The sequence below is a fragment of the Micromonospora sp. bgisy143 genome (assembly GCF_057708145.1).
In genome coordinates, this window is record NZ_JBYIRN010000037.1 from 15,521 (window position 1) to 41,099 (window position 25,579).

25 protein-coding genes are annotated in these 25,579 nt (G+C 72.9%); 17 read left to right on the forward strand and 8 right to left on the reverse strand.

Going from position 1 to position 25,579, the window contains the following annotated elements; all coding sequences use genetic code 11:
* Nucleotides 1-25: 25 nt before the first annotated feature.
* On the forward strand, nucleotides 26-715 hold the full coding sequence (locus AC3EN4_RS29120; protein WP_435209458.1) for a lysophospholipid acyltransferase family protein: 690 nt from the start codon (nucleotides 26-28) through the stop codon (nucleotides 713-715).
* 163 nt (nucleotides 716-878) lie between these two features.
* Here the strand turns inward: AC3EN4_RS29120 and AC3EN4_RS29125 are convergent, their stop codons facing one another.
* Complete coding sequence (locus tag AC3EN4_RS29125; protein ID WP_435209502.1) at nucleotides 879-1,892, reverse strand: hypothetical protein; 1,014 nt, start codon at nucleotides 1,890-1,892, stop codon at nucleotides 879-881.
* Nucleotides 1,893-2,683: 791 nt separating this feature from the next.
* Between AC3EN4_RS29125 and AC3EN4_RS29130 the strand changes: the two genes are divergently transcribed.
* The 8 genes from AC3EN4_RS29130 (at nucleotide 2,684) to AC3EN4_RS29165 (ending at nucleotide 12,115) form a co-directional block, all read left to right on the forward strand.
* Nucleotides 2,684-4,660, forward strand: a complete 1,977-nt coding sequence (locus AC3EN4_RS29130; RefSeq protein ID WP_422736481.1) for a TIGR03960 family B12-binding radical SAM protein — start codon at nucleotides 2,684-2,686, stop codon at nucleotides 4,658-4,660.
* Nucleotides 4,661-4,762: 102 nt separating this feature from the next.
* Nucleotides 4,763-5,482, forward strand: a complete 720-nt coding sequence (locus AC3EN4_RS29135) for a TIGR03936 family radical SAM-associated protein (protein WP_422740792.1) — start codon at nucleotides 4,763-4,765, stop codon at nucleotides 5,480-5,482.
* 131 nt (nucleotides 5,483-5,613) lie between these two features.
* A complete protein-coding gene (locus AC3EN4_RS29140) occupies nucleotides 5,614-8,697 on the forward strand; it encodes an Rne/Rng family ribonuclease (protein ID WP_435209459.1) in 3,084 nt (1,027 codons plus the stop codon).
* A 117-nt stretch (nucleotides 8,698-8,814) separates the two neighbouring features.
* The gene (locus AC3EN4_RS29145) at nucleotides 8,815-9,279 is read left to right on the forward strand and encodes a hypothetical protein (protein WP_435209460.1); all 465 of its coding nucleotides are present in this window, start codon (nucleotides 8,815-8,817) and stop codon (nucleotides 9,277-9,279) included.
* Between the two features lie 167 nt (nucleotides 9,280-9,446).
* Complete coding sequence (rplU, locus tag AC3EN4_RS29150) at nucleotides 9,447-9,761, forward strand: 50S ribosomal protein L21 (RefSeq protein ID WP_007464063.1); 315 nt, start codon at nucleotides 9,447-9,449, stop codon at nucleotides 9,759-9,761.
* Nucleotides 9,762-9,772: 11 nt separating this feature from the next.
* On the forward strand, nucleotides 9,773-10,027 hold the full coding sequence (rpmA, locus tag AC3EN4_RS29155) for a 50S ribosomal protein L27 (protein WP_043966727.1): 255 nt from the start codon (nucleotides 9,773-9,775) through the stop codon (nucleotides 10,025-10,027).
* A gap of 92 nt (nucleotides 10,028-10,119) precedes the next feature.
* Entirely contained in the window at nucleotides 10,120-11,595 is a 1,476-nt protein-coding gene (gene obgE / locus AC3EN4_RS29160; protein ID WP_435209463.1) for a GTPase ObgE, read from the forward strand.
* Nucleotides 11,596-11,665: 70 nt separating this feature from the next.
* On the forward strand, nucleotides 11,666-12,115 hold the full coding sequence (locus AC3EN4_RS29165; RefSeq protein WP_435209464.1) for a GNAT family N-acetyltransferase: 450 nt from the start codon (nucleotides 11,666-11,668) through the stop codon (nucleotides 12,113-12,115).
* Nucleotides 12,116-12,140: 25 nt separating this feature from the next.
* Here AC3EN4_RS29165 and AC3EN4_RS29170 read toward each other — a convergent pair whose 3' ends face one another.
* Both AC3EN4_RS29170 and AC3EN4_RS29175 read right to left on the reverse strand, forming a co-directional pair.
* The gene (locus tag AC3EN4_RS29170) at nucleotides 12,141-12,800 is read right to left on the reverse strand and encodes a DUF6766 family protein (protein ID WP_435209466.1); all 660 of its coding nucleotides are present in this window, start codon (nucleotides 12,798-12,800) and stop codon (nucleotides 12,141-12,143) included.
* A 76-nt stretch (nucleotides 12,801-12,876) separates the two neighbouring features.
* Nucleotides 12,877-13,368 (reverse strand): DUF4383 domain-containing protein, encoded by a 492-nt coding sequence (locus AC3EN4_RS29175; RefSeq protein WP_435209467.1) that lies wholly within the window; start codon nucleotides 13,366-13,368, stop codon nucleotides 12,877-12,879.
* Between the two features lie 232 nt (nucleotides 13,369-13,600).
* Here AC3EN4_RS29175 and AC3EN4_RS29180 point away from each other — a divergent pair, with 232 nt between their 5' ends.
* From AC3EN4_RS29180 to AC3EN4_RS29190, 3 genes are read left to right on the forward strand one after another with little or no spacing between them, the layout of a single operon-like run.
* The gene (locus AC3EN4_RS29180) at nucleotides 13,601-14,416 is read left to right on the forward strand and encodes a hypothetical protein (RefSeq protein ID WP_435209469.1); all 816 of its coding nucleotides are present in this window, start codon (nucleotides 13,601-13,603) and stop codon (nucleotides 14,414-14,416) included.
* A 31-nt stretch (nucleotides 14,417-14,447) separates the two neighbouring features.
* Nucleotides 14,448-14,915 (forward strand): phage holin family protein, encoded by a 468-nt coding sequence (locus AC3EN4_RS29185; RefSeq protein ID WP_421472713.1) that lies wholly within the window; start codon nucleotides 14,448-14,450, stop codon nucleotides 14,913-14,915.
* Nucleotides 14,912-15,562 (forward strand): DUF3618 domain-containing protein, encoded by a 651-nt coding sequence (locus AC3EN4_RS29190; protein WP_435209470.1) that lies wholly within the window; start codon nucleotides 14,912-14,914, stop codon nucleotides 15,560-15,562. Before AC3EN4_RS29185 ends, AC3EN4_RS29190 begins: the two co-directional genes overlap by 4 nt.
* Before the next feature lie 98 nt (nucleotides 15,563-15,660).
* Here the strand turns inward: AC3EN4_RS29190 and AC3EN4_RS29195 are convergent, their stop codons facing one another.
* Together AC3EN4_RS29195 and AC3EN4_RS29200 are read right to left on the reverse strand one after the other, a co-directional pair.
* On the reverse strand, nucleotides 15,661-16,725 hold the full coding sequence (locus AC3EN4_RS29195; RefSeq protein WP_435209472.1) for a glycosyltransferase family 2 protein: 1,065 nt from the start codon (nucleotides 16,723-16,725) through the stop codon (nucleotides 15,661-15,663).
* Nucleotides 16,726-16,786: 61 nt separating this feature from the next.
* Nucleotides 16,787-18,031: a cytochrome P450 gene (locus AC3EN4_RS29200; RefSeq protein WP_435209474.1), complete on the reverse strand. Its 1,245-nt coding sequence runs from the start codon at nucleotides 18,029-18,031 to the stop codon at nucleotides 16,787-16,789.
* Between the two features lie 219 nt (nucleotides 18,032-18,250).
* On the opposite strand from AC3EN4_RS29200, the gene AC3EN4_RS29205 reads away from it, so the two are divergent.
* Nucleotides 18,251-18,649, forward strand: a complete 399-nt coding sequence (locus AC3EN4_RS29205; RefSeq protein WP_422736471.1) for a hypothetical protein — start codon at nucleotides 18,251-18,253, stop codon at nucleotides 18,647-18,649.
* A gap of 103 nt (nucleotides 18,650-18,752) precedes the next feature.
* Here the strand turns inward: AC3EN4_RS29205 and AC3EN4_RS29210 are convergent, their stop codons facing one another.
* Nucleotides 18,753-18,971 carry a DUF397 domain-containing protein gene (locus AC3EN4_RS29210; protein WP_007464035.1) on the reverse strand — a complete coding sequence of 73 codons (219 nt, stop codon included), beginning with the start codon at nucleotides 18,969-18,971 and terminating at the stop codon, nucleotides 18,753-18,755.
* Between the two features lie 68 nt (nucleotides 18,972-19,039).
* Here AC3EN4_RS29210 and pepN point away from each other — a divergent pair, with 68 nt between their 5' ends.
* Nucleotides 19,040-21,556 (forward strand): aminopeptidase N, encoded by a 2,517-nt coding sequence (pepN, locus tag AC3EN4_RS29215; RefSeq protein WP_435209476.1) that lies wholly within the window; start codon nucleotides 19,040-19,042, stop codon nucleotides 21,554-21,556.
* 96 nt (nucleotides 21,557-21,652) lie between these two features.
* Here pepN and AC3EN4_RS29220 read toward each other — a convergent pair whose 3' ends face one another.
* Together AC3EN4_RS29220 and AC3EN4_RS29225 are read right to left on the reverse strand one after the other, a co-directional pair.
* Nucleotides 21,653-22,867: an FAD-dependent monooxygenase gene (locus AC3EN4_RS29220; RefSeq protein ID WP_435209478.1), complete on the reverse strand. Its 1,215-nt coding sequence runs from the start codon at nucleotides 22,865-22,867 to the stop codon at nucleotides 21,653-21,655.
* Between the two features lie 159 nt (nucleotides 22,868-23,026).
* Nucleotides 23,027-23,686, reverse strand: a complete 660-nt coding sequence (locus AC3EN4_RS29225; RefSeq protein WP_435209480.1) for a PadR family transcriptional regulator — start codon at nucleotides 23,684-23,686, stop codon at nucleotides 23,027-23,029.
* Between the two features lie 105 nt (nucleotides 23,687-23,791).
* On the opposite strand from AC3EN4_RS29225, the gene nadD reads away from it, so the two are divergent.
* The 3 genes from nadD to AC3EN4_RS29240 all read left to right on the forward strand — a co-directional run bounded on the left by nadD (nucleotide 23,792) and on the right by AC3EN4_RS29240 (nucleotide 25,532).
* Nucleotides 23,792-24,388, forward strand: coding sequence for a nicotinate-nucleotide adenylyltransferase (gene nadD / locus AC3EN4_RS29230; protein WP_435209482.1), 597 nt, complete (start codon nucleotides 23,792-23,794; stop codon nucleotides 24,386-24,388).
* A gap of 110 nt (nucleotides 24,389-24,498) precedes the next feature.
* The gene (gene rsfS / locus AC3EN4_RS29235) at nucleotides 24,499-24,906 is read left to right on the forward strand and encodes a ribosome silencing factor (protein WP_053656062.1); all 408 of its coding nucleotides are present in this window, start codon (nucleotides 24,499-24,501) and stop codon (nucleotides 24,904-24,906) included.
* Complete coding sequence (locus tag AC3EN4_RS29240) at nucleotides 24,903-25,532, forward strand: histidine phosphatase family protein (protein WP_435209484.1); 630 nt, start codon at nucleotides 24,903-24,905, stop codon at nucleotides 25,530-25,532. The genes rsfS and AC3EN4_RS29240 overlap by 4 nt, the downstream gene beginning before the upstream one ends.
* Nucleotides 25,533-25,579 lie beyond the last annotated feature (47 nt).

The window sequence follows — 25,579 nt, forward strand, 5'->3', positions numbered from 1 at the left end:
TCGCACCTCATCTGCCGGAGGACCAGTGCCCCTGCTCTACACCATCGGCAAGCTCACCGTGGCGCCCGCGCTGCGGTTGGCGTTCCGCCCGACCGTGGAGGGTCTGGAACACGTGCCGGAGACCGGCGGCGCCATCTTCGCCGGCAACCACCTCTCGGTGGCGGACGAGCTGTTCCTCGGCACGGTGGTGCCGAGGCACCTGGCGTTCTGGGCCAAGTCGGAGTACTTCACCGGCACCGGCGCGAAGGGCGCGTTCTCGAAGTTCGTCCTCACCGGTCTGGGCGCGATCCCGGTCGAGCGGGCCGGAGGGCGTGCCGCGCTGTCCGCGTTCGACGCCGCCATCCCGGCGTTGCGCGGCGGTGACCTGGTGGTGGTCTACCCGGAGGGCACCCGCTCCCCGGACGGCAAGCTCTACCGGGGTCGGACCGGAGCGGCCCGGCTGGCGATCGCCGCCGGTGTGCCGATCATTCCGGTGGGCACCATCGGCACGGACAAGGCGCAGCCCATCGGGGCTCGGGTGCCCCGCCCCGGCACCGCCAAGATCACTGTGAAGTTCGGTAAGCCGCTGGACTTCACCGGCCGCCCGGATGATCGCACCTCGCTGCGGCAGATGACCGACGAGGTGATGAGCGAGATCCAGAAGCTTACCGGCCAGGAGTACGTCCCGCGCTACGCCCCGAAGCGCGCCGACACCGACCCGGCCGCCGAGGTCTGACCCGCGTTCCCTGCCTTCGGCCTCAACCGGACCCCGCACGCCCCGCGGGGAGGCGCTCGCCCCCGACAGCCTGATGCCTGTCAGTCATAAATATGACTCACAGGCATCAGGCTCACTGGCCCGAGCCGTCCGCGTGACCTCACGCAGCGTCACGGATGGCCGCTCAACCCTGCTTCGGTTGGACGATCTGCGTGCGCAGGGTGTCCAGCAAGGTCGCGCTGTCGGCGACGGAGAGCCGGGTGAACACGCCGGTGGCGATGCTGCCGTGGTCGACCGAGGTGCACACCACCACCTCGCCCTCGGCGGGCCGGCCGACCGCGCAGCGCTCGTAGCGACCCCGTACGCCGGTCCGCACCGTTTCGGACGCCTCCAGCGCGTAGCGCTCACCGAGCCGCGTGATCTCCTCGTCCGCGTCCGCCTCGGGGGTCAGCCGGAAGCCGGTGCCGCCGAAGACCGTCACCTGCTTGCCGTCCGCCGTCCGGTAGACACCGGCGAAGGTGTCCTCGGCGAGCAGGTGCTCCTGACGTACCTCCCGCTCCAACTGCTTGGCCGTCTCGGCGCTGCTGTCGTCCTGCCGCAGGCTGAGGTCGGCGACCTGCTCGGGCAGCGCGGCGCTGGCCGGGTACTGGGACGAAATCGGCAGACCGTAGTAGGCGGGGCAGCCGCAGCAGCAGGCCAGGGTGAACAGCAGCAGCCACGGCCAGCGCCGCCGCCGGCGACGTGGTCGGGGGGGCGGATACCCCTTGGGGGCCTCCCGGCCCGGCGGTGGCGTGGCCGGCCCCCGCCCCCGGCGCTGTTTCGGCACCGGAGCCGGCGGCGCCGGCCGGACCGGCGCGGCGGATCGGCCGGCAATCGGTGGTGGCGGTGGGGCGGATCGGGCGTGCGGTGGCGGCGGTGGGGCGGGTCGGGCGTGCGGTGGCGGATAGGCCACCGGCGGCTGGTGGGCTGGCGGGGGCTGGTGGGCCGGCGGTGAGACCGGGTGCGTCCCGATCGGCGGCGGCGAGACGGGGTGCGTGCCGACCGGCGGCGCGGACCACTGCCGGGTGGCCGGCGGGACCGGATAGTCGAGCGTCGGCGGCAGCGGCGGCAGCTCGGCGGACGGCAGGTCCCAGCCGCCGGTGTCCACCCCGGCCCACGGGTCGACCGGGGTGCGGTGCTCGGGCGGCTGCTCCGGCAGCGGTGGCGGCGGGGTCGGCTCGGCCGATTCCCCCCAGGCGCGCCGACGCGGTAGCGGCGGCGGAACCGGCGCGGACCCGCTCCACCGGGGCGCGGGCTCGGGCGGTGCGGGTGCGGGCGCAGGCGCGGGCGGCGCGGCGGGGGAGTCGGGGCGGTCACCCACGCGCTCGCGGGCCGTTGGGTCGGGCCCGGCGGCCGGCCCGGGCTCGGCCACCGGCTCCTTGATCGTCGGCTCCGGCCCTGCTGCCGGCTCGGACGCCGTCGGCTCCGGCGTCGCCGCGGGTTCGGACGCCGTCGGGTCCGGCGCCGCTTTCGGTTCGGACGCCGTCGGGTCCGGCTCCGCTTTCGGTTCGGACGCCGTCGGGTCCGGCTCCGCTTTCGGTTCGGGCGTCGTCGGGTCCGGCGTGGCCGGGGGCTCGGACGCCGTCGGGCCCGGCGCTGCCGCGGGCTCGGGCGTCGTCGGGTCCGCCGGGGCCGTCGCGGTCCGGTCGGCCGCGGGTTCCGGCTGGTCGGGGGCGGCAGGCTGGTCCGGGGGTACGGGTGGGGAGGTCGACTCGTCGGCGACCGCCGGCGCGTCGTCCGGCTCCGGGCCAGGGGTGCGCCCGTCGGCCGGCCGTGCTCCCGGCTGGGGCTCCGGCATCGCGGCAATCTCCTCTCGCGCCGGTCCGAGGTTAGTACCGCGCCGCCACCACCGCCGCCCGGGCACCGGAGCGCGGAGCCGAGGGTGGCCGGTCGGCCGGCATCGTGGCGTGCGCGCGGTCCCCTCCGGGCGGGCGCGTACCCTTGGGCATCATGAGTGCCCCGTCCACGACACCTCGCGCAACCGCGACCAATTCGGTGTGGCCCCGGCTCGAGCCGTTGCTCCCACAGATCTCCAAGCCGATCCAGTACGTCGGCGGTGAGCTGGGCGCGGTCGTCAAGGACTGGGACGCGGCGACGGTGCGCTGGGCGCTGATGTACCCCGACGCGTACGAGGTGGGCCTGCCCAACCAGGGCGTGCAGATCCTCTACGAGGTGCTCAACGAGCTGCCGGACACCCTCGCCGAGCGGACGTACGCGGTCTGGCCGGACCTGGAGAGCCTGATGCGCACGCACGGCGTGCCGCAGTTCACCGTCGACGCGCACCGGCCGGTGCGCGAGTTCGACGTGTTCGGCATCTCCTTCTCCACCGAGCTGGGCTACACGAACATGCTCACGGCGATCGACCTGGCCGGCATTCCGCTGCTGGCTGCCGACCGCACCGACGCCGACCCGGTGATCGTGGCCGGTGGGCACGCCGCCTTCAACCCGGAGCCGATCGCCGACTTCATCGACGCCGCGGTGCTCGGCGACGGCGAGGAGGCCGTCCTGGAGATCACCGCGATCGTCCGGGAGTGGAAGGCCGAGGGCTCCCCGGGTGGCCGGGACGAGCTGCTGCTGCGGCTGGCGCGTACCGAGAGCGTCTACGTGCCGCGCTTCTACGACGTCGACTACCTCCCGGACGGCCGGATCCAGCGGGTCGTGCCGAACCGGGCGGACGTGCCCTTCCGGGTGCACAAGCGCACGACGATGGACCTGGACGCGTGGCCGTACCCGAAGAAGCCCCTCGTGCCGCTCGCCGAGACGGTGCACGAGCGGTACGCCGTGGAGATCTTCCGGGGCTGCACCCGGGGCTGCCGCTTCTGCCAGGCCGGCATGATCACCCGCCCGGTGCGGGAGCGGTCGATCACCACCGTGGGGCAGATGGTGCGGGAGGGCCTGGAGTTCTCCGGCTTCTCCGAGGTGGGCCTGTTGTCGCTCTCCTCGGCCGACCACTCCGAGATCGGCGACATGTGCTCGGGCCTCGCCCAGCAGTACGAGGGCACAAACGTCTCGCTGTCGCTGCCGTCGACCCGGGTGGACGCCTTCAACATCGACCTCGCGCAGGAGTTGTCCCGCAACGGGCGGCGTACCGGTCTGACGTTCGCCCCGGAGGGCGGGTCGGAGCGGATCCGCAAGGTCATCAACAAGATGGTGTCGAAGGAAGACCTGATCCGCACGGTCGTCACCGCGTACAGCAACGGCTGGCGGCAGGTGAAGCTCTACTTCATGTGCGGCCTTCCCACCGAGACCGACGACGACGTCCTCGAGATCGCGGAGATGGCCCACGAGGTGATCCGGGCCGGTCGGGCGGCGACGGGCTCCAAGGACATCCGCTGCACGGTCTCCATCGGCGGGTTCGTGCCGAAGCCGCACACCCCGTTCCAGTGGGCCTCGATGGAGCGTCCCGAGGTCATCGACCACCGGCTCAAGCTGCTCAAGCAGGCCATCAACGCGGACCGTTCGTTGGGTCGGGCGATCGGCTTCCGCTACCACGACGGCGAGCCGTCGCTGATCGAGGGCCTGCTCTCCCGGGGTGACCGCCGGGTCGGCGCGGTGATCCGCCGGGTCTGGGAGAACGGCGGCCGGTTCGACGGGTGGAGCGAGCACTTCTCGTACCAGCGCTGGGTGGACGCGGCGGCCGAGACGCTGCCCACCTTCGGGGTGGACCTCGACTGGTACACCACCCGCCAGCGCGACGAGCTGGAGGTCCTGCCCTGGGACCACCTGGACTCGGGTCTGGACAAGGACTGGCTCTGGCAGGACTGGCAGGATTCGCTGAGCGAGTTCGAGCAGGACGACTGCCGCTGGACCCCGTGCTTCGACTGCGGCGTCTGCCCGTCGATGGACACCGAGATCCAGATCGGCCCTACCGGCAAGAAACTCCTGCCCCTGACGCCGATCACCCCCCTGAGAACCCCCGCCTCCTGACCCGATTCCGTTCAGGTGCGGTGCTGAGTTTCGAGGAGCGAGACGATCAGTAAGAGAAACCAGCCGGAAGGTGGGCAGGCGCCGGTCGTCCAGCGCGCCCGCATCCGGTACGCCAAGCGCGGGCCGCTGCGGTTCACCTCGCACCGGGACTTCGCCCGGGCCTTCGAGCGCGCGCTGCGCCGTGCCGCCGTACCCATCGCCTTCTCCCAGGGCTTCACCCCGCACCCGAAGATCTCCTACGCCAGCGCGGCGCCCACCGGGGTGGCGAGCGAGGCGGAGTACCTGGAGATCGGCCTCCAGGCGCCGGTCGACCCGGAGGCGCTGCGCGTCGCGCTCGACGCCGCGCTCTCGCCCGGGCTGGACGTGCTGGAGGTGGTGATCGCCGAGGGGGGCAGCCTGGCCGACCGCATCGAGGCGTCGCACTGGCGGATCGAGTTGCCCGAGGTCGAGACGGCGACGCTGCGCGCCGCCGTGGACGCTTTCACCGCCGCCGACGAGGTGATGGTCGAGCGGATGACCAAGCAGGGACGACGGACCTTCGACGCCCGAGCGGCCGTCATGTCGATCGATGTCCTCTCCCCGACGCTGACGCCTTCCGGGGTGCCGGCCGTACCGTGTGCGATACTCGAACTGGTCGTGCGGCAGGTCACCCCGTCCGTGCGGCCCGATGACGTCCTTTCCGGCCTCCGCGTGGTGGCCGACCTGGAGCCGCCGGTCTCGCCGAGGGTGACCCGGCTGGCTCAGGGCACGCTGACCGCGCAGGGTGCGATCGTGGATCCGTTGGATGCGGACCGCGACGGGGCAGCCATCGTTGGGCACTGACCGACGGTCAGCGCTCTTGCAGGCAGACTTCGGCGGTCGCGCACCACGCGCGCCCGGCGGAAACACTTTTGCGGCGACCCTGCGTGGCAGCGCTCACCCGCGCCCGGGGCAGCCAGAACTGGAGAACGTCCATGCTCGAGAACGAGCCCGAGGGCGGCGAACGGACCGGTTCACAGCCGGCCGGCGACACCGCTGAGCAGAGCAGTACCACCGACAGCGCCACCGGCGCGGAGCAGACCAGCGCCACCGGCGCGGAGCAGACCACCGGCGCGGAGCAGGCCGCTGCCGAGAGCGGCGAGCCGGCCGTCAAGCCGCGCCGGGCGCGGACCACGCGGCGTCGGGCCGCCCCGCTCAACCAGCCGGAGCAGGCCGAGGCGCCCGTCGAGGCGTCCAGCGGTGGGGTCGGCGCCGTCGAGTCGCCGCAGGCGGAGGTCTTCGCCCCGATCTCCGGTGACCTGGACGTCCCCCCGAAGGCCCCCCGCCGCCGCCGCAAGGCCGCCCCGGTCGAGACGACCGCCGAGGAGCCGCTGGTCGCGGCCAGCGCGGAGCTGGCGTCCCCCGAGGTCGTTCCGCCGGTCAAGGTGACCCGCACCCGGCGTAAGAAGGCGACGCCCGCCGTCACCGAGCCCGAGCCCGCCGCTGTCGTCGAGCCGGAGCCGGCCGTCGAGGAGCCGGCCGCCGTCACCGAGCCCGAGCCCGAGGCGGCCGTCCCGGCCGACGAGAACCCGGCGGAGTCCGACCTGCGGGAGGCCGAGGCCGAGCTGGACGAGGCGCCGACCCCGCCGGCGGCGGCCGAGCAGGCGTTCGGCGACGTGGCGCCCGGTGTCGCGGTGGCCAATGTGACGGACGAGCCGATCGAGCCCGCTGAGGCCATTGAGGCGGAGCCGCCGAAGACCCGTCGCCGGCGGGCCGCGCTCTCCGCGCCGACCGTGTTGTTCATGGCGCCGCAGCCGGACGCCGTGCCGGTGAGCCGCCCGGCGGAGCCCGCCCCGACCGCCGAGGAGCCGGCCGTCGAGGCCGAGCCGTCCCGGCGGCGTCGGCGCGGCCGCCGCGACGCGGAGCCGGTGGAGCCGGTCGAGGCCGTCGAGGCGGAGGAGGAGCCCACCGAGGAGCCCGACGAGACCACCGAGGTGGACGAGGACGACGAGGACAGCGCCGCCGCGCGCCGTCGCCGTCGCCGTGGTCGCCGTGGTCGGGGCCGGGGCAAGGGTGGCGCCGACGAGGCCGAGGACGAGGAGTCCGACGAGGCGGCGCAGGCCGAGGAGGAGACCGCCGAGGCTGAGGCCGAGGGCGACGAGGACGAGGAGTCCGAGGGCGGGGACGGGATGACCCGCCGTCGCCGCCGTCGCCGTCGCCGGGGCGCGGGTGACACCGAGGGGGCCGCCGACGACGGCGTGCCGACCGTGGTCAAGATCCGCGAACCCCGTCGTACGGTCGACGAGGTCCAGGGCGTGTCCGGCTCGACCCGGCTGGAGGCCAAGCGCCAGCGCCGCCGGGACGGCCGGGAGCAGCGGCGTACCCGCCCGCCGATCCTCAGCGAGTCGGAGTTCCTGGCCCGGCGCGAGTCGGTGGACCGGGTGATGGCGGTCCGGCAGCGCGGTGACCGTACGCAGATCGCCGTCCTGGAGGACGGTGTGCTGGTCGAGCACTACGTCACCCGCAACTCCTCCGGCACGATGGCCGGCAACGTCTACCTCGGCAAGGTCCAGAACGTGCTGCCCAGCATGGAGGCGGCGTTCGTCGACGTCGGCCGGGGCCGCAACGCGGTGCTCTACGCCGGTGAGGTCAACTGGGACAGCTCCGGGCTGGAGGGGCGGGCCCGCTCGATCGAGCAGGCGCTGCGCTCCGGCGACTCGGTGCTGGTCCAGGTCACCAAGGACCCGATCGGGCACAAGGGCGCGCGGCTGACCAGCCACATCGCGCTCTCCGGCCGGCACCTGGTCTACGTGCCCAACGGCAACGCGTCCGGGATCAGCCGCAAGCTGCCGGACACCGAGCGCAAGCGGCTGCGGGACGTGCTCAAGAAGCTGGTCCCGGACGGCGCCGGCGTGATCGTCCGGACGGCCGCCGAGGGCGCCAGCGAGGACGAGTTGGCCCGCGACGTCAAGCGGTTGCAGGCGCAGTGGGAGGACATCCAGGCCAAGGCCGCCGAGGGTGGCGCCCCGGTGCTGCTCTACGAGGAGCCCGACCTGGTCATCCGGGTGGTCCGGGACCTGTTCAACGAGGACTTCCGCGAGCTGGTCATCGAGGGCGAGCAGTCGTACGGCATGGTCGAGTCGTACCTGTCGCACGTCTCCCCGGACCTGGTCGACCGGGTCCGCCGGCACGTCGGCACGAACGACGTGTTCGCCGAGTACCGGATCGACGAGCAGATCATCAAGGGTCTGGACCGCAAGGTGTTCCTGCCGTCCGGCGGCTCGCTGGTGATCGACAAGACCGAGGCCATGACGGTCGTCGACGTGAACACCGGCAAGTACACCGGTTCCGGCGGCAACCTGGAGGAGACGGTCACCCGCAACAACCTGGAGGCGGCCGAGGAGATCGTCCGCCAGCTCCGGCTGCGGGACATCGGTGGCATCGTGGTGATCGACTTCATCGACATGGTGCTCGAGTCGAACCGGGAGCTGGTGCTGCGCCGGCTCACCGAGTGCCTGGGTCGGGACCGCACCAAGCACCAGGTCACCGAGATCACCTCGCTCGGCCTGGTGCAGATGACCCGCAAGCGGATCGGCGCGGGCCTGCTGGAGGCGTTCAGCGAGACCTGCGAGTGCTGCAAGGGTCGGGGCGTCATCATCCACACCGAGCCGGTGCCGGAGAAGCCGCGCAACGGTGGGGCCGCGGAGAAGGTCAAGGCCGTCGCGTCGTCGGCGCCGGCCGCCCCGGCCGCGGAGAACGGCACGCCGTCCTCCCGCCGCCGGGCGCGCAAGAGCGCCCCGGCCGAGCGCGCCGTGGTCGAGGTCGTCGACACCGACAACCACGCCGAACCGGACGCCGACTACCAGGACACCATGGGGTACGACCTGTCCCGGTACGAGACGGAGACGGAGGCCGCCCCGGCGGTGTCCGACAGCCAGCGGGGCGAGTCGGCCCGGCTGGCCGCTGCGGACGACCCGGACGCGCTCGCCGACGCCGACGGCGACGAGGAGGCCGCCGAGGGTGGCACCGGACGTCGTCGTTCCCGCCGGGGTGGCGCCCGTCGGCGGACCCGCCCCTGACGGCTGACCGGCCCGGTGTTTGACGAGGTCCCTTCTTCGGCAATGTGATGCCGGGAGGGACCTCGTCGCTCGGGTCACCCCGACGCGGGAACGGTCGGCCCCGGTCAGGAGAAGAAGATGCGTCGCCTGCTCGCTCGTACCCTGCTGGTGGTCGTGATCGTGGCCGGAGCGGGCTGTTCCGACGGCCGCTCGGGTGGCGCGGACCCGGCCGGGTTCGGGCCGTCGACCGGTACCCCGGTCGATCGGGTGGCGGGCGGTGACGTCCACGTCTGCGCCGAGGCGCGGCGGGCCGGGGCCACCGCCGTGCGGGAGTACGTCGAGGAGCTGGGCCGGATGGTCGCGGCGGCGGGCGCGGGTGACACCGCGACGGCCGACGCGGCCCGGGCCCGGGCGCAGGCGGCGCTGGCCGGCTGGCAGGCCGCGCTGCGGGAGCAGCGGGCCAGGGCCGCCGACGCGCAGCTCAGGATGCTGCTCAGTGACCTCGGCACGGAGGTCGCCGCGCTCGGCGGGGACGTCGAGTCGATCGACGAGACCGAGCTGGACCGGCTCCAGCAGCGCCTCGATCAGCTCTGCGCGCAGTGAGCCGGGCGGGCCGGTTTGGGGTCCACGGCGGCGATGCCGTACTCTTGCCTACGGCCCACCTTTGGTGTGCCGAGTTCCCGCGTGCCCGCGCCGCCGTGCACTGCTACCCGGCGAGCCGCCGCGGGGACGACCAGTCAGCAGCCTCAACGACAGGGAGTCCGCCTCCGATGTACGCGATCGTCAAGACCGGCGGCAAGCAGTACAAGGTCGCCGAGGGCGACGTGATCGAGGTCGAGAAGCTCACCGGTGCCCCCGGTGACGCGGTGAAGCTCACCGCGGTGCTCCTCGTCGACGGTGACGACCTGGTGACCGACGCGGCGAAGCTTGCCGAGGTCGCGGTGTCCGGCGAGATCGCCGCGCACACCAAGGGCCCGAAGATCCGGATCCACAAGTTCAAGAACAAGACCGGCTACCACAAGCGCCAGGGTCACCGCCAGCCGTTGACCCAGGTCAAGGTGACCGGCATCTCCAGCGGGAAGTAGGTCGTCCTCCAATGGCTCACAAAAAGGGTGCGTCCAGCTCGCGTAACGGTCGCGATTCCGCGGCCCAGCGACTCGGCGTGAAGCGCTTCGGTGGTCAGGTCGTCAGCGCCGGTGAGATCCTCATCCGGCAGCGTGGCACCAAGTTCCACCCCGGTGACCTGGTCGGCCGTGGCGGCGACGACACGCTGTTCGCCCTGGCCGCCGGCTCGGTCCTGTTCGGCACCAAGCGCGGTCGCAAGACCGTCAGCATCGTTCCGCAGCAGTAGCTCTCTCGCTGGGCGGGCCGCGGACCTCCGGGTCCCGGCCCGCTTCGCTTTTTCGTAGTGCGGGGTCGACCCTCGCTGGAAGGATTGACGCCGTGGCGACGTTCGTTGACCGGGTCGTCCTGCATCTGCAGGCCGGCGATGGTGGGCACGGTTGTGTCTCGATCCACCGCGAGAAGTTCAAGCCCTTCGGCGGGCCGGACGGCGGCAACGGCGGTCACGGCGGCAGCGTGTCGCTGGTGGTCGACCCGCAGGTGACCACGCTGCTCGACTTCCACTTCCACCCGCACGTCAAGGCCGACAACGGCAAGGGCGGCGCCGGGTCGAACCGGGACGGGGCCAACGGCCACAACCTGGTGCTCAAGGTGCCCAACGGCACGGTCGTGCAGACCACCGACGGCACCGTGCTGGCCGACATGGTCGGCGCCGGCACCACCTTCGAGGTGGCCCGGGGCGGGCGCGGCGGGCGCGGCAACGCGTCGCTGGCCAACGCCCGGCGCAAGGCGCCCGGCTTCGCCGAGCTGGGGGAGCCCGGTGACCAGCTCGACATCGTGCTGGAGCTGAAGAGCGTCGCCGACGTGGGCCTGGTGGGTTTCCCGTCGGCCGGCAAGTCGTCGCTGATCTCGGTGATCTCCGCCGCGAAGCCGAAGATCGCCGACTACCCGTTCACCACCCTCGTGCCCAACCTCGGCGTGGTCCGGCTGGACAACCACACCTTCACCGTCGCCGACGTGCCGGGCCTGATCCCCGGCGCGGCCACCGGCAAGGGTCTGGGCCTGGAGTTCCTTCGGCACATCGAGCGCTGCGCGGTCCTGGTGCACGTGATCGACTCGGCGACCCTGGAGCCGGGCCGCGACCCGGTCGCCGACATCGACGCGATCGAGGCCGAGCTGAGCCAGTACGGCGGGCTGGCCGACCGCCCCCGACTGGTGGCCGTGAACAAGGTCGACGTGCCGGACGGGCGGGACCTCGCCGAGATCGTCCGCCCCGACCTCGAGGAGCGCGGCTACCGGGTGTTCGAGGTCTCGGCGGCCACCCGCGAGGGGCTCAAGGAGCTGACGTACGCGATGGCCGAGCTGGTCGAGGCCGAGCGTAAGGCCGCCCCGCCGGCCGAGCCGACCCGGATCGTCATCCGGCCGACTGCCGTGGACGACGCCGGCTTCACCATCACGGCCGAGGCCGACGGGTCGTTCACCGTGCGCGGCGTGCGCCCGGAGCGGTGGGTCAAGCAGACCAACTTCGACAACGACGAGGCGGTCGGCTACCTCGCCGACCGGCTGGCCCGACTCGGTGTGGAGGACAAGCTCGCCAAGGCCGGCGCAGAGCCCGGTGACCTGGTCCGGATCGGTGAGCGCGAGTTCGACTGGCAGCCGACGCTGTACGCGGGTGTCGAGTTCGTGCCCGGCAACCGGGGCACCGACGTACGCCTGGAGGAGAAGTCGAGCCGGGCGTCGGCGGCGGAGCGGCTCGCCGCCCGCAAGGCCCGCCGGGTGCGCCCGGAGGACGAGATGGGCGCGGACGAGATCGGCGCGGACGTGGGCGACGACGACATCGAGGATGACGCCGAGTAGCCGATTGCGCTCCGTGATCGGGTTGACTGCCGGAAACCTCCGCGAAATGCATCCCGCCTAGCGTCGGGTGATGCTGATCGAGTCGCGGCCCGCCATCGATCCCGAGATCGCCGCTCTGGTCGTCGCCCAGCAGCGTGAGCTGCGCGAGGCGGACGGGGGGTTGGACGGGCAGGTCACCGTCACCCACGACGACATCCGCTACCTGGCGGTGGTGGTGCGTGGTCGGGCGGTCGCCTGCGGCGGACTCCAGTCGCTGGACGCCGTCACCGGTGAGATCAAGCGGATGTACGTCCGGCCGGCGTACCGGGGCAGGGGCATCGCCCGGCACCTGCTCGCCGCCCTGGAGGAGTGCGCGTTCCGGCAGGGGCACACGGTGGTCTGCCTGGAGACCGGCACGTACCTGCCGGCGGCCATCGGGCTGTACACGTCGTGCGGCTACGAACCGATCCCGGTGTACGGCGAGTACGTCGGCAATCCGTACAGCGTCTGTTTCGCCAAGCGGCTCCCGGTCGCGGCCTGACCGGCTGCCGGCGGGCCCGGCGGCCTCAGGCGCCGGTCTCGGCGTGCGCGACGGTGACCGGCTTCGACTCCGGCGACGCGTGCTGGCGCAGCACGATGCTGAGCAGGATGAGGGCGCCGACCGCCAGGAACTCGCTCTGCCAGTTCTGCATGGACTGGAACCAGAAGTCGCTCGTGCCGAGGAAGTCCCACACGCTGATCGGCGGTGCGCCGCTCTGCAACGCCTGCTCCTGGTTGTACGCGGCCGTGCCGCCGAGCAGGTGCCCGACGAACGAGCCGGCGAAGATCAGCAGCAGCGCGATGGAGAGGCTGTTGCGGTAGACCACCAGGGGCAGGCCACCGGCGCGTACCGGCCACGGCGACTGCGCGGTGGCCCGGCGCGCGTCGTCCTCCGGCCGGTCGGTCTGGTCGATCGGCTTCGACTCGGCCGAGCCGCGCTGCACCAGGTACGCGGTGAGCAGCACGTACCCGCCCATCTGGAGGAACTCCGACTCCCAGTTCTCGAAGACGGCCTCGGCGAAGTGCCCGCTGGTCAGGTACGCGGGCCAGCTCAGCGGGGCCGCGCCGAACTCGGTCAACTCCTCGTTGTGGGTCTGCCAGCCGAAGACGCTCTGCAGGACCAGGAACACCACGAAGGCGCCCAGCATCGCGGCGGCGAGCGCGTTGTCGCGTATCCAGCGAGGCATCATCGACCCCCTTCACGGATCATCAGCCGTGACGTACCCCGCCCGCCATCGCTCTCAAACTTGACGAAGCAGCAGCTCAGGGTCGGTCGATAGGGGTGTCGAGGCGGCCGCCGGTCCCGGCCTCGTTCGACAGCAGCAGGCCGAGCGCCAGCATCCCGAAGCCGAGCGCGAGGTGCAGCCAGTTGTCGGCGTCGTTGACCGGCAGGATGTTCGCGCCGCCGCTCTCGTCGATCGCCTCGATCGCCAGCCCGTACAGCCAGAGGGCGAGGTAGATCGCGCCGCCGCCGGCCAGGAAGACCCGCGCGCCGGCGACGCTGCGGGCCAGCGCCAGGCCCACCAGCCCGAACAGCAGGTGTACGGCGTTGTGCAGGATCGAGACCTGGAACACGCCGAGCAGCTTGGCCTCGGAGTGGTGCCCGGCGAAGCTCAGGTCGCCGTAGTCGGTCGTGATGCCCGGGATGAAGCCCAGGACGCCGATCAGCAGGAAGACCCCGGCCACGACCAGCGCGGCGACCTGCACCCGGGGTCGGGGCGCGGCGGGTCGGCGACCTCGCGCGTCTCGTGCCATCGGTGCCCCTTTCGTGGATCTGCCCGGTCCTGCGAACGTCGCTGTCCGCAGCGGCGACGTGACGCAGCCCGACGATCCTCCATTTTGAAGTCCGTCCCGGCGCTCCCGCAGAGAAATGCACGAACAGGTATGGAAGGCAAAACGCCGGGTAGGTGAGTTGTCAGCGGCCACGGCGACGCGGCCGCATCCCCCCAGCACAACCGCGAAGACACTTCCGAGCGGAAGGGAAATCATGACTTACGATCTGTCCCCCACGTCCTCCACGTACGGCCAGGAGTCCAGCAACGGCGGCGGTGTCCGCGAGCAGGCCCGGCACGTCGGGTCCGAGGCGGCGCACGCCGGTGGCGCGGTCGCCCAGACCGCCAAGGAGCAGGGCACCGAGGTCGGTCGCGAGGCCGCCCGGCAGGCCCGCAACCTCTACGGCGAGGCCCGCAGCCAGCTCGCCAGCCAGACGGGTGAGCAGCAGCGCCGCGCGGCCGGCGGGCTGCGGTCGATCGCCGACGAGATGCGTTCGATGGCCGAGCAGGGTGGCCAGGCCGGTCCGGTGAGCGAGCTGGCCCGCCAGGCCGCCGACCGGGTGCACGGCGTGGCCGGCTGGCTGGAGGAGCGCCAGCCCGGCGACCTGATCAACGAGGTACGCGACTACGCGCGGCGTAACCCGGGCACCTTCCTGGTCGGCGCGGCGGTGCTCGGTGTGCTGGCCGGTCGACTGACCCGGGGCATCTCCGCCGCCGGCGACGACTCCGGCAACGGTTCCGCTGGTTACCGCGGCGCGGGCGCGTACGACCCGGAGCGCACCGCCGTGATCCCGACGCCGCCGCCGGCGCCCCGTACCGCCGCGGACGCCACCCCGGCCGGCGGTTACCTCGACCCGACCCCGGGCACCTACGCCGAGCCGACCTCCGGCGGCTACGCCGACCCGGCCCCCGGCGGCTACACCGACCCGACGCCGGGTGGCTACACCGAGCCGGCCGGCACCGGTCAGCCGTTGCCGCCGGTGACCCAGACCGACCCGCTGCCGGGCGTACCGTCCAGCCCCCGCCCGTGAGGCGCCGAGTCATCCGAAGGGAGGCGGCGGCATGAGCATGCCGACGCAGGGGTCCGGACTGGACTCCGGATACCACCCCGACGCGGGTGCCCCGCACACCGCGGCCGAGGTGAAGGGCAGCTCGATCGGTGACCTGATGCGTCAGGTCACCACCGATCTGTCGACGCTGATGCGCCAGGAGGTCGAGCTGGCCAAGGCCGAGATCCGCCAGGAGGGCAAGAAGGCCGGCAAGGCCGCGGGCCTCTTCGGCGGCGCCGGCTTCGGCGGCTACATGGTGGCCCTGTTCGTGTCGATCGCCATCTGGCAGTTCCTGGACAACGTCATGGACTCCGGTCTCGCCGCGCTGATCGTGGCCGTGATCTGGGCCGTGGTCGCCGCCGTCCTCTACTCGGCGGCCAAGAAGAACGCCCAGCACGTACGCGGGCTCAAGCAGACCAACGACAGCGTGCAGCGGATCCCCGACGCGCTCAAGCCCCACCCGGAGGGAGTCACCCGATGAGCACCGACCCCGACCAGATCCGCCGGGAGATCGAAGCCACCCGCAACAGCCTCAGCTCCGATGTGGACGCGCTGGCGTACAAGGTCAGCCCCAGCCGCATCGTCGACGACCGCAAGCAGCGGGCCCGCTCCGCGCTGCAGAATGTGAGGGACAAGGTCATGGGAACCGCTACCGACCTCGGCCACGGCACCGGCCACGCCGCCCACTCGGTGGGCGACCGGGCGTCGTCGGCGGCGTCCAGCGTCAGCGACGCCGCGCACTCGGCGGCCTCCTCCGTCAGCGACGCCGCCCACAGCGCGCCCCGGGTCATCCGGCAGAAGTCGCAGGGCAACCCCCTCGCCGCCGGCCTGATCGCCTTCGGCGTGGGCTGGCTGGCCTCCTCGCTCATCCCGGCCTCCCGCCGGGAGCAGCAGGCCGCCGCCCAGGTGAAGGAGAAGGTCGGCGAGCACAGCGGCGTCGTCAAGGAGAAGCTGGGCGAGGTGGCCAGTGAACTCAAGGACGAGCTGCGCGAGCCGGCCCAGCACGCCGCCGAGTCGGTGAAGAGCACCGCCCAGGACGCCGTGCACGCGGTCAAGGACGACGGCCGCTCGGCCGCCCAGGACGTCAAGGACCAGGCCCAGCAGGCCCGCCAGCAGGTGAGTTCCTAGAGACACCGACGTCGACGACGGCTCGCGGCCACCCCGGTGGCTGCGAGCCGTCGCCGCATCTCCCCGCGATCTTGCACTTGCTGTTGTCGTTCTGTCGGCTAGCGAGGCTTTTGTCCCAGCAGAAAGTGCAAGATCGCGGGGACGTGGGGGTGGGGCTGGGCTGGGGTGCGGATTCTGGTTCCGCCGTAGCGGGTGCCGCCTTTCAGTACGCGCTGGGTCAGCGCGAGCCAGCTGCAGATGCCGCGCTCCAGCAGCCAGAGGGGGGCCGCCAGCGCCGTGGTCGGCGGAAAGACTGCGGTGCCGGCGGCGCGGCGACGGCCCGCCTCGGCCAGCGCGACGACGACGGCCGTCGCGCCGAGCAGCAGCCGGGGCCGGCGGAACGCGACCGCCGCGCCGAGCGCCGGCAGCACCGCGAGCGCGGTCAGCAGGCGGGCCGGCTGGGCCAGATCGTCGTACGCCTGCCGGACCCGCTGACCGCGAAAGTGCGCCGCGTCCGGCGGCAGCCGGCGTACGTACAGCCAGGGCGGCGCGGCCTCGCTTCCGCCGTACGCGCGCACGGTGCGGATCAGCTCCAGGTTCTCGAAGAGCACGTCCGGGTCGTACCCGCCCATGGCGAGGAACGTGCTGCGGCGTACCGCGAGGGTGCCGGGGTAGTCGTTGCCGAGGGCCCGGTTGAGCAGCGTCCGCCCGGTGTCCCACCAGGCGTGCCAGGGCAGCGGATCGAAGTAGTTCTGCGGCCGGACCAGGTCGACCCGGTGCAGCAGCCGGTGCACCGCGTGCAGCCCGGCCTCGTCGTACCGGACGTCGTCGTCGGCGATCATCACGTGCTCGTGGCGGGCCGCGTCGACTCCGGTGTGCACCCCGACCACCTTGCCGTTTAGCCCTCGTCTTGCGGGGTCGGGCCGGAGGTGCCGGACCAGCCCGTGCCAGGCCGCCGCGTGCCGGGCGAACAGCTCCTGCGGTGACCCGTCGACCACGATCACGTCCACGAGAACGCTCAGCCGGCGCAGGTAGCCGGTCAGCTCGTCCAGGTCGGCGTCGGTGTGCCAGCGCAGCGGCAGGACGTACGCCATCGGCAGGACCGTCGACGGTACGGCGGCGGGTGGCGACCCGCCGCCGTCGCGCCCGACTCGACGGGCGTCACCGGTGGCCGGACCGGGCATCGGCGTCTCCTGGGCAGGTGGGTGCGGTCAACGGCCGTCCGCTGGGCTTGCCACACCCGGGTCAGGCGCGGCGGACGTTGGTGAGGGTCATGCCGCTGGGCGGCAGCGCGGGCATCCGGCGCAGGTCCAGGCGGAGGTCCTGCGGCGGTACGTCGTACCGCATGCTGTCGGTCAGGTGGGTGACCGCCCGCTTCATCAGGTCGATGGTGATCCACTCGCCGGCGCAGCGGTGCCCGGTGGTGTGGTCGCCGCCGCCCTGTGCGATCAGCGCGAACGGGTCCACCCGGCGGTCCGCGAACCGCTCGGGGCGGAAGAGTTCCGGTTCGGGCCAGAGCGCCGGGTGGTGGTTGGTGCCGTAGAGGTCGAGCAGCACCCGGCGGCCCTGCGGGAAGTGGTGGCCCTGCCAGTCGAAGGAGCGCCGGACCCGGGCCGCGGCCATCGGGAAGAACGGGTAGTAGCGGCGTACCTCCTGGACGAACTGCTCGGTGGCCTCGTCGTCGCCGTGGAGCCGCTGTCGCCAGGCGGGATGGTCGTGCAGGGCGAGCGCGGCGAAGACGATGTACCGGTCCACGGCGACGGTGGGACGCAGCAGGTTGAGCAGTTCGACGGCGGCGATCCGGCGGGGGAGCAGCGCCCCGCGCGCGTCGCGGTGTTCGGCGACGACCTGTAGCGGGCTGTCGGCCGGGGCCGGGTGGATGCCGCTGCGGGTCCGCTCGACGAGGCCGCCGATCCAGCGTTCGGCGCGGCGGCGGGCGAGCAGGCCCCGCCAGTGCCGTGGGCCGATGACCGCCGGGCCCTCGATCATGGCGTGCAGGTCGACGGCGCGGCGGTCGACCTGCGCGGTGTCCAGCGGCACGCCGGCCCAGGCGCAGACCACCCGGGTCAGCAGTCGACCCATCTCGTCGTAGAGCGGCACCGCGCCGGCCGCCTCCCAGGCGGGAATCCGGGCCCGCCACTCGGCGTCGAAGAGGTGCCCGAGCCGCCCGATCGCGCTCGGCGTCATGATCGACATGAACATGGCCTTGCGGTCGGTGTGCGCCGCGCCGTCCAACCCCTGCACGCCGCCCCGGCCGGTGAGCGTCCGCTGCACCCGCAGCGGCATGGCGCCCTCGCGCTGGAAGCGCTCGTTGTCGTAGAACAGCGCCGCGGCCGGCCGCCCGCGCAGGCAGATGGCCGGTGCGAGCAGGATCCGGGTGGCGAAGACGTCGCTGCCGAGGCGCTCGCAGCGCTCGCCGATGAACCGGTAGCCGGCGCGCAGCAGGGCGAGGGTGCTGTCCGGGCTGCGGTCGGCCGGCATGGTCGCCATCGGGACTCCTCGAGGTTCCGGCGGCGGCCCGCGTCGCCGCCGTGGCACGTCTACCCCCGTCGCCGCCGCGCAATCCCCGCGTCCACCGCACGTCCGCTGGCCCCTCCCACGGGCGGCGGAACCTGGTTTGCTTGCCGGTGGGGACGTCGCCGGTCGGCAGCACCGGTCGACGGGCGCGACCCCGCCGGGCCGACGGTCCACGACCACGGGGAGGGCGACATGCACGACAACAGGTCACCGCGCTGGCGGCGGCGGGCGGTCGAGACGCCGGGCGCGGGTCGGTCCGCCCGGCCGCTGATCGGCCCGCCCGGACGGCCGGCACGACCGCGCCGGTTCTTCACCGTGCACCTCGGCTTCACCGCGCCGGGCCCGGTCGACGCCCGTGAGCAGGCGGTGGCGTACGCGGAGGCGTTGAGCCTGCTCCGCCCGGAGTTGGCGCTCGGGGCGGCGGCCCTGTCGCCGGCCGACGCCTGGCACCGGGCCGCCCGACTGTTCTGCGGCGCGGTCGGCCCGGACGGCGAGCGCTGCGTCGACGTCGCCGACCACCCCGGCTTCCACCACGCGCCGGGCCCGGGCGGTCTGGGCTGGGGCGACGGCGACCGGCCCGAGCGCGGTTGAGCGGCCCGTCGCGTCCTCCCGCACACGGTGTGACCCATCGGGTGTCGCCCGTGCCGGCGTCCTCGCCGCGAAGACGCCGGCACGGGCGACGATCGCCGGTGGCTCAGTCCAGGTCGAATTCGCCGTCCTGCGCGCCGGCCACGAACGCGTCCCACTCGGCCTGGGTGAAGACCAGCACCGGGCCCTCCGGTTCGGCGGAGTTGCGCATCCCGATCAGGTCGTCGACGAAGGCGACCTCGACAGCGCTCTCGGAGGTGTCCCCCTCGGCCCGTTGCCAAACCGCTCGGGAGAGGTCGAAATCGCCCTTGGGGTGCTGCGCCATGCTTCTTTCCTCCACTGCCGGAGCCAGGTGGGGACCGCCTGCCGATCCCCATCGGGCAGGATAAGCGGATGCCGAGCCTGACCCGTGTAGAGGCGACCGCGCGTGGCGCGGCGATTACTGTCGAGTCCTATCAGGTGGACCTCGACCTGACCGGCGACGGGGATCTGTTCCGGTCCCGCGTCGAGATCCGGTTCCGGGCGACCGCCGGCACCGCCACCTTCGCCGAGGTCAAGCCCGCAAACCTGCTTTCGGTACGCCTCAACGACCGTCCCGTCGACCCCGCCACCCTGACCGACAACCGGCTGCCGCTGGCCGACCTCGACCCGACGAACACCCTCGTCGTCGAGGCGGAGATGGTCTACTCCAACACCGGGGAGGGGCTGCACCGTTTCGTCGACCCGGCGGACGGCGAGACCTACCTCTACGCGGTGACGTTCCTCGACAACGTCCAGCGCATCTTCGCCGCGTTCGACCAGCCCGACCTCAAAGCCCCGTTCACCCTCTCGGTCACCGCGCCGCCGCAGTGGACGGTCTCCAGCAACGCCGAGGTGGCCGCCAACCCGGCCCCCGGGCGCTGGGAGTTCGCCCCGACCGCGCCACTGGCCACGTACTTCTTCTCGCTGATCGCGGGGCCGTACCACGTGCGCCGGGCCGAGCACGACGGCATCCCGTTGGCGATCTACTGTCGACGGTCGCTCGCCGAGCACCTGGACGCCGACGCCGAGGAGATCTTCGACATCACCGGGCGGTGCCTGGACCGGTTCCACCAGCTCTTCACTGAGCGCTACCCGTTCGGCAAGTACGACCAGGCGTTCGTGCCGGAGTTCAACGCCGGTGCGATGGAGAACCCGGGCATCGTCACCTTCCGCGACGACTACGTGTTCCGGTCGGCGGTCACCGACAGCCAGCGCGAGCTGCGGGCCAGCACCATCGCCCACGAGATGGCGCACATGTGGTTCGGTGACCTGGTCACCATGCGCTGGTGGGACGACCTGTGGCTCAACGAGTCCTTCGCCGAGTACCTGGGCTACCGGGTCACCGCCGAAGCGACCCGCTTCGACCAGGCGTGGACGACGTTCGCCATGCGCCGCAAGGCCTGGGGGTACGCGGCCGACCAGCGTCCCTCCACCCACCCGGTCGCGCCGCAAGAGGTGGCCGACGCCGACGAGGGGCTGCTCAACTTCGACGGCATCTCGTACGCCAAGGGCGCCGCCGTGCTGCGGCAACTGGTCGCCTGGCTCGGCGACGAGGCCTTCCTCGCCGGCCTGAACGCGCACTTCGCCGCACACCGCTTCGGCAACGCCACCCTGGCCGACCTGCTGGCCAGCCTCTCCGCCGCCAGCGGCCGGGACCTGTCCGGCTGGGCCGAGCTGTGGCTGCGCCGGCCGCAGGTCAACACGTTGCGGGCCGAGATCGGCGTCGACGCCGACGGCCGCTACACCGAGGTCGCCGTGGTGCAGACCGCCCCCGAGTCCCACCCGGTGCTGCGTCCGCACCGCATCGGCGTGGGCCGGTACGCGGCGGACGGCACCGTCCAGCGCACGGAGGTGGATCTCGATCCGGCCGTCGACGGTGGTCGTACCGTGCTCGGCGCGTTGACCGGCGAGGCGGCGGCCCAGGTGCTGCTGCCCAACGACGGTGACCTCACCTACGCCAAGGTGCGCCTCGACGCGGCGTCGGCGGACGCCGTCGCGCTGGTACTGCCGGGCCTGACCGACCCGTTGGCCCGGGCGGTGCTGTGGGGCGAGGCGCTGGACGCGGTGACCGACGGTGAACGGCCGGTCGGCGGCCTGGTCGATCTGATGGTCGCGGCGCTGCCCGCCGAGACCGAGGTGATCATCGCGGAGGACGTGCTGGTCCTCAGCCGTTCGCTGGTGGACCGGTATCTCGACCCGTTGGCCCGGACGGCGGCGCTGGCCCGGATCGCCGAGGCGTGCCGGCGTCTGCTCGACGGCGCGCCGGCGGGGGAGTCGCTGCAGCTCGCCGCCGCGCGCGGCTGGATCGCCGCGACCACCGACAGCGACCTGCTCGTCGGCTGGCTCGCCGGCCGGGACGTGCCGGCCGGGCTGGCCGTCGACGCGGAGCTGCGCTGGGCGGTACTGCGCCGGCTCGTGGTGCTGGGTGCGGCGGGCGAGGCGGAAATCGCCGCCGAGGCGCGGGCCGACGTCAGTGCCGCCGGGGCGGAACAGGCCGCGTACTGCCGGGCCGCCGTGGGCGACCCGGCCGCGAAGCAGGCGGCCTGGGAGATCATCGTGCGCGACGCCGAGCTGTCCAACCGACTGCTGGAGGCGACGGCGGAGGGGTTCTGGCAGCCCGAGCAGGCCGACCTGACCGCCGGGTACGTCCAGCGGTACTTCGCCGAGATGCCGGCCGCCGCTCGTCGGCGTACCTCCTGGACGGCGGACCGGGTGGCGAAGCTGGCGTTTCCCCGCTACGCCGTGGCGCAGCCGACCCGGGGGGCGGCCGCGGCGCTGCTGGCTCGCGACGACCTGACGGCGGGCCTGCGGCGGGTGGTCACCGACGCCGACGACGACCTGCGGCGGGCGCTCGTGGCCCGCACGGCGGTGGCCGCCGCCTCGGCCTGAGGCCGACGGGGTCGTGGCCGGCCCGGTCGAGTCCGAGCCGGCCACCCCGGGAGCGGTCGGGCGCGGGGTGGCCCGCCGGTCACCCCGCGCCCATGCTCAGCGCAGCGCGGGCTCGGCCGTGACCGGGGCGTCGAAGTCGATGACGTAGCGCTGCTCGTGCGCGATGGTCCGCTCCGGGTCCATCGCGGTGCGCATCAGCAGCGGCATCAGCAGCGGCATCAGCGTCCGGGCGACCGGTCCGGGGGCCTTGGCGTGGTTGATCCGCGCCGCGCGGGCGGCGACCTTCTCGACCCGGGTACGACGCAGCCGCACGTACGCCTCGAACGCCGACGTCACATCGGGCAGGTCCCGTAGGCACCGGGCGAGCTGCACCGCGCTCTCGATGGCGAGCGACGCGCCCTGCCCGGAGCTGTTCGACGGCGCGTGCGCGGCGTCGCCGACCAGCACCATCCGGCCCCGGTGCCAGTGCGACACGGGCGGCATGATCTGCAACGCGCCGACCACCTGGAGATCGTCGGCGGAGCTGGTGGCCATCAGCTCCCGGCCCGGGTCGTCGTCGCCGTAGGTGGCGCGCAACGTGTCCAGCCACTGCGACGCGGGCACCGCACGGGCCTCGACGAGGCTCATCGGCCGCTGCCCCGGCAGGTTCGCGCCCCAGCGGGTGCCGCCACCCGGCTCCGGCCAGTACAGGTAGTAGCCGCGCCGCCCGAAGGCGAACGTCATCGTGCCGGCCTCGGCGTCCACCTGGTGCCGGGCGACCGCCTCGAAGCCGAGCAGGCCGGTGAACCGGGGGCCGGGCGCGGCCGGGTCGATGAGGCCACGGACCGTGGACCGGATGCCGTCCGCGCCGACCAGGACGTCGGCGGTGGCCGTGCTGCCGTCCTCGAAGCGCGCGGTCACGCCGTCGTCGGTCTGCGTGACGTCGACAAGTCGTCTGCCGTACGTGAAGGTGACCCCCTCGGCGACCGCCCGGTCGTGCAGCACCCGGTGCAGCTCGGCCCGGTGCACCACGCGCAGCGGCGGCACCCCGGCCAGCGTCGGCAGGTCGATGCGTCGGGCGCCGACGGCCATGACGCTGCGGTGGATCGGTGTGGCGATCGCTGTCACCGCCTCGTCCGCGTCGACCGCCCGGAGGGCGGCCACGCCGTTGGGCGCGAGCGCGAGGGTGCCACCGATGCCGCCCGCGCCGGTGGCGGTCGCCGGGTACGCCTCGGCGACGGTGGCGGTGATGCCGGCGCGGTGCAGCGCGAGGGCCGCCACCGGCCCGGCGATGCCGCCGCCGATGACGAGCGCGGTTCGTACCGTTGTCATGCTCTTTCTCCCTGGTGTCGTCGCGTGGGTGCGGACGAACCGTCCTGGGAGGGAACCCGGTTATCCTCGTGGTTGCCGCTTCGGGCCGGGTGCCTGCTCAGGTGTCGGTTCGAGGTAGGGCTCCGGCGGGGTGTTGGCGCACCCCGCCGGAGCTTTTCGTCAGTCGGCGGTGTCGGGCTCGCTGCTGGTCCTCGCGGCCAGTTCGGTCAGCTCGGCCGGCATTTCTCCGGTCTCGTGGAAGGCCCGCCAGGTGTCCAGCCCCGGGTAGCTGCCCGAGGTCAGCTCGGCCAGCAGGGCGCGGAGCCAGGTGGCCTCGGCGTCCCGGATGGCCAGGTCGTACTCGCTCTCCACGAGGAACAGGCGCGGGATCTCCCGCAGGTGGGCGTCGAGCGTGTCGCGGTCGCGGCGGAGCGCGTCCTCCAGCCGGTCGAGCCGCTGCCGGAGCAGGTCGATTGCCTCGTCGGGATGCAGGGCGGCGAGTACGGAGAGGCCGGCCCGGAAGCGGGGATGCTCCGGCATGGGTGTGCCGACCAGTTCGCGCGCCCAGTCGACCAGCTCGGCCCGCCCCGCGTCGGTGATCCGGTAGACGGTGCGTTCCGGGCGTCGGCCCTCGCGGACGCTCTCCACGGCGACGATCAACTGGTGTTTGTCCAGGTTGCGGATCACCGTGTAGAAGGAGCCCCACTTGAACTCCATGTCCTGGTCCTTGCCCCAGGCGCGCAGCGTGCTGGCCATCTCGTAGGGGTGCATCGGCCGCTGGACGAGCGCGGAGAGCACGGCCAGCGCCAGCAGGTTGCCGACCTTGCGCCGTTTCGGCATGACGCACCTCCCAATACTTGCCGACGAGTATACGCATACGAGTATCCGCGCCACCAGCCCTCGGGCCGACACGACCGGCTCGGACGTCCGGCCTACGATCACGGGGTGGAGGAAGATATCCGGCGGATCGGGATCATGGGTGGCACCTTCGACCCGATCCACCACGGGCACCTCGTCGCGGCCAGCGAGGTGGCGGACCGGTTCGGCCTGGACGAGGTGGTCTTCGTCCCCACCGGGCAGCCGTGGCAGAAGGCCGACGAGCCGGTCAGCCCCGCCGAGGACCGCTACCTCATGACGGTCATCGCCACCGCCTCCAACCCCCGCTTCCAGGTCAGTCGGGTCGACATCGACCGCAGCGGTCCGACCTACACCGTCGACACGTTGCGCGACCTGCAGGCCGAGTACGGCCCCAAGGTGCAGCTCTTCTTCATCACCGGGGCGGACGCGCTGCAACGCATCCTGTCCTGGAAGGACCTGGACGAGATCTTCGAATTGGCTCATTTCGTCGGGGTGACCCGGCCCGGCTTCGCGCTGACCGACAAGCACCTTCCGGCGGACACGGTCAGCCTGATCCAGGTGCCGGCGATGTCCATCTCGTCGACCGACTGCCGGGCCCGGGTCGCCCGGGGTGAGCCGGTCTGGTACCTGGTGCCCGACGGTGTGGTGCAGTACATCGCCAAGCGACGCCTGTATCAGCCCTGATTGCGCCCGGTATGAACCGTTTCGTGGGCCTAACCGACCAGAACTGACGGGTCGGGACCGCGCCGGGTGTGAGACGCTTGGAGGATCGCACGCCTGATCGAAGGAGAACGGTGACAGTTTCCGAACGCGCGCACGAGCTGGCGATCGCCGCCGCCCAGGCCGCCGCCGACAAGAAGGCGCAGGACATCGCGATCATCGACGTCGGCGACCAGCTCGCCATCACCGACGCGTTCCTGCTCGCCGCCGCCCCCAACGAGCGTCAGGTGCTCGCCATCGTCGACGCCATCGAGGAGCGCCTGCTGGAGCTGCCGGAGAAGGCGAAGCCGGTGCGCCGCGAGGGTGAGCGCGGTGGCCGCTGGGTGCTGCTCGACTACGTCGACATCGTGGTGCACGTCCAGCACACCGAGGAACGCGAGTTCTACGGGCTCGACCGCCTCTGGAAGGACTGCCCCACCATCCCGTTCGTCGACCGCGACCTGGTCGAGGCCGACGCCAGCGGGTCCGCCGCAGCCGAATGACCCGGCTGATCGTCTGGCGGCACGGCAACACCGACTGGAACGCCGCGAACCGCGTCCAGGGGCAGACCGACGTACCCCTCAACGAACTGGGCCGCGACCAGGCCCGCGCCGCCGCGCCGCTGCTCGCGTCGCTGCGTCCGGACGCCATCGTCTCCAGCGACCTGGGCCGCGCCGCGGAGACGGCTGCGGCGCTGGCCGCGCTGACCGGGCTCGGGGTACGCACCGACGCCCGACTGCGCGAGCGACACTTCGGCCAGTGGCAGGGCCTGCACCTCACCGAGGTCGCCGAGCGGTTCCCCGGCGAGTACGCCCGCTGGCGGGCCGGCGACCCGGCCCCGGGCGCGGATCTGGAGCCACTGCACGATCTCGGTGAGCGGGTCGCCGCCGCGTTCCTGGCGGCGGCCGACGCGACACCCGGCGGAACGGTGGTCCTCGCCACCCACGGCGGCGCCTCCCGCCAGGGCGTCGGTCACCTGCTCGGCTGGCCCTCCGAGGTGCTGCGCACCATCGGCTCGCTGGCCAACTGCCACTGGACCGAGGTGCGGCACGACGACGTCCGGGGCTGGCAGCTCCGTGGGTACAACGTCGGTCTCGTCACCGCCCCGGCCGTCGTCGACGCGGTCTGAGCGCCGATCCCACCCGGGCCGCCGCGCGCACCTCGGCGCAGCGCGTC